Genomic DNA, 3,232 nt, shown 5'->3' on the forward strand with positions numbered 1-3,232 from the left:
TATAAGAGCTGACCGGATGAATGAGTCTGACTCCGTTGCATGAAAATGCAGCCGAGCTTCGGTCTGAAACCGAAATTAAACGACAATATCAACAGATAAGCAATAATTCTCATGAACGAATTAGCCACGAAGTACGATCCCTCTGCAGTGGAGGAGAAATGGTATGCATACTGGATGGAACACCGTCTGTTCCATTCCGAACCGGATGAGCGCGAACCCTACACGATTGTGATACCGCCGCCAAACGTAACCGGAGTGCTACACATGGGGCATATGCTCAACAATACGATTCAGGACATTCTAACGCGTCGCGCCCGCATGCAAGGTAAGAACGCGCTGTGGGTGCCGGGAACCGACCATGCGGCAATCTCCACTGAGGCAAAAGTCGTGGCTAAGCTCGCTTCCGAAGGAATAGCCAAAACCGACCTTTCCCGTGAGGAGTTTCTTAATCATGCATGGGATTGGACAAACAAGTATGGCGGCATAATCCTGCAGCAACTTCGCAAGCTCGGAGCATCGTGCGATTGGGAACGCACTGCGTTCACGATGGATGACATCCGATCTGAAAGCGTGATCCGCGTCTTCAACAAACTGTATGACAAGGGTTACATCTATCGGGGTGTGCGCATGGTAAACTGGGATCCCAAGGCTCTGACGGCACTTTCGGATGAAGAGGTTATCTACAAAGAGGAACAGAGTCATCTCTTCCATCTCCGCTATCGCGTAGAGGGAGAAGAAGATAAATATATCATAGTTGCGACAACCCGTCCCGAAACCATTCTCGGTGACACCGCTGTCTGTGTGAATCCTAACGATCCCCGCTACACCTGGCTAAAAGGGAAAAAGGTCATTGTTCCACTCGTTGGTCGTGCCGTGCCTATCATAATGGACGAATATGTGGAAATGGATTTCGGCACAGGATGCCTCAAGGTCACCCCGGCACATGATGTAAACGACTATATGCTCGGTGACAAATACAACCTCCCCTCAATTGACATATTCAATGACAACGGCACAATATCCGAAGCCGGTGGAATGTATGTCGGCATGGACCGTTTCGATGTCCGAAAACAGATCATGATTGATCTCGACAAGGCAGGACTCGTCGAAAAAGTGGAAGACTACGTCAACAAGGTTGGACACTCCGAGCGCACGGATGCGGTGATAGAACCCAAACTGTCCATGCAATGGTTCGTGAAGATGGAGGAAATTGTCAAGCCTGCTCTCGCCTCAGTAATGGACGATGACATCAAATTCATACCCGCTAAATTCAAAAACACTTACCGCCATTGGATGACCAATATCAAAGACTGGTGCATCTCCCGTCAGTTGTGGTGGGGACACCAGATACCGGCTTGGTTCCTTCCGGAAGGGGGATATGTTGTGGCGGAGAATGAGGAGGAAGCATTATTGAAAGCCATAGAAAAGAGTGGTAATACAAGTCTCACAATTGCCGACCTCAAACGCGATCCTGACTGCCTTGACACATGGTTCTCATCTTGGTTATGGCCAATTTCGTTGTTTAACGGAATCCTTGATCCTGACAATAAAGAGTTTAAATACTACTATCCGACTGCAGATCTTGTGACAGCACCTGACATTATTTTCTTCTGGGTGGCACGCATGATCATAGCCGGATACGAATTTGCAGACAACAAGCCATTCAACAACGTATATTTCACAGGTATCGTCAGAGACAAGATTGGCAGGAAAATGTCGAAATCGCTCGGCAACTCTCCCGACCCTCTTGACCTGATAGCCAATTTCGGTGCCGACGGTGTCAGAATGGGTCTCATGCTCGGCGCTCCCGCCGGCAACGACATAATGTATGATGATTCTCTCTGCGAGCAGGGACGCAATTTCTGCAACAAGATATGGAACGCTTTCCGTCTCGTAAAAGGTTGGGAGGTCAGCGATGAAGCGCAGCAGCCGGAGAGTGCAGCAGCCGGGATCAGATGGTTTGCCGCTAAGCTCGGCAACACTATCGCAGAGGTCGATGACCTCATGGGCAAGTTCCGTATCTCGGAGGCGCTTATGGCGATTTACCGCCTTTTCTGGGATGAGTTCTCGTCATGGTATCTTGAAGTGGTGAAACCGGCATACGGACAACCTGTCGACAAAAAGACTTTCGATGCCACACTCGGCTTTTTCGACACTCTTCTGCGCCTGCTTCATCCTTTCATGCCTTTCATAACAGAGGAATTATGGCAACATCTTGCCGATCGCAAGGCTGGCGAAAGCATCATGTATGCCCTTCTTCCTGAAGCAACTGTCTGCGAGGCTCCCATACTCGCACAGTTCGAGACACTGAAAGAGGTAATCGCCGGAATACGCACTATCCGCAAACAGAAACAGATCGCACAGAAAGAGCCTCTGGTTCTTCACATAAAGGGAGCGCACGACAACTCTCTTGACGCTATCCTTGCCAAGATGGCAAACCTCTCAGCCATAGAGCAGGTTGAGGAAAAAACAGCCGCATCATCAGCATTTATCGTTGGTGCAGTCGAATACAGTGTGCCTCTCGAAAGCAAAATAAACGTGGAAGAGGAACTTGCGAAACTTAACAAGGAACTTGAATATTACACCAAATTCCTTGCCGGAGTGGAGAAAAAACTATCTAACGAAAAATTTGTCAACAACGCACCTGAGGCTGTTGTGGCAGTCGAGCGCAAGAAACAGAGCGACGCCACCGAGAAGCTGGAAGCGATCCGCGCCTCCATTGCGGCTCTCAGACAATAAAACTGACATGCGTCAATAATGCAATATGATAAAAGGAGAGCAGACAAACTGCACTGCTCTCCTTTACTTATCTGCATACTATTGTATAAACTTGAACCAACCGCTTCTGAATTACAGATTTACTTAAAATTACAGACTTATGAAATTAACAGGAGCAATTTATGCATTACTTTCGCTTGCAGCCTTTTACGGAATATCCACACAGGCACAGCGATATGTCGGCGGCGACATTTCACTTCTTCCCGACTATGAAGATGCCGGTGCAAAATATAAGGATCATGACGGCAAACCGATCGCTGATCTTATGCCGTGGCTGAAAGAGGAAGGGATGAACGCCATGCGCGTGCGTCTATTCGTAAACCCGGAGAAATATCGTGAGAGACATCAGAACGACACAGACAACAGCACCCGCTACGATCCCAACGCCTGTCAGGACCTCGAATACATCATTCCCCTCTGCAAGAACATAATCGGCAACGGTATGGATCTGATG

2 protein-coding genes are annotated in these 3,232 nt (G+C 48.5%); both read left to right on the plus strand.

The features are described from left to right. Nucleotides 1-111: 111 nt before the first annotated feature. Nucleotides 112-2,739, plus strand: coding sequence for a valine--tRNA ligase (locus JX312_RS10960; RefSeq protein ID WP_204458025.1), 2,628 nt, complete (start codon nt 112-114; stop codon nt 2,737-2,739). Nucleotides 2,740-2,878: 139 nt separating this feature from the next. Next, on the plus strand, nt 2,879-3,232 hold a 354-nt coding region (locus JX312_RS10965; protein WP_204458026.1), incomplete at its 3' end, for a glycosyl hydrolase 53 family protein.

Source organism: Barnesiella sp. CU968, assembly GCF_905219685.1.
In the GTDB taxonomy this organism is placed as follows: Bacteria; Bacteroidota; Bacteroidia; order Bacteroidales; family Muribaculaceae; genus Lepagella; species Lepagella muris_A.